1 protein-coding gene is annotated in these 482 nt (G+C 51.2%); it reads left to right on the top strand.

The genetic code is table 11. The annotated features are described in order from the left end of the window. The coding region (locus tag HMPREF3050_RS06735; RefSeq protein ID WP_141758415.1) for a hypothetical protein at positions 1 to 482 on the top strand (482 nt) is incomplete at both ends.

Genomic DNA, 482 nt, shown 5'->3' on the forward strand with positions numbered 1-482 from the left:
AAAGAGACTGCCGAGAAAGGCTGGAAGCTGAAAGTCAACGAAGAAACGTCGTCTGAAAAAATCAATCCTGATGATGAAGTAGCCATCAAACAAGGCAAGAACATCACCGTGACCCGCAACGGTAAGAACATCACCGTAGCGACTGCGGAAGAGGTTGAGTTCAACAAAGTAACAGTTGGCGACAGCATTCTGACCGCTGCCGGACTGACCACGCCTAAAGTTACCGCAGGTAACAGCGTACTGACGACCGACGGTCTGAAGATTGGTGATGACAGTTCTCCGAACCAAGTGTCACTGACTACTTCCGGTCTGAACAACGGCGGCAATAAGATTACCAAAGTAGCCAAAGGTACGGACGACACCGACGGAGTGAATGTCAGCCAAATCAAACCGTTGGCAACAGCGCTGAATACGACTGTTGGTGCGGATGGTTCCGTTGCGGCTCCTGACTTTACCGTCAATCATGCTGACGGTACGGCGGG

The sequence above is a fragment of the Neisseria sp. HMSC065D04 genome, from assembly GCF_001815675.1.
Lineage (GTDB): Bacteria > Pseudomonadota > Gammaproteobacteria > Burkholderiales > Neisseriaceae > Neisseria.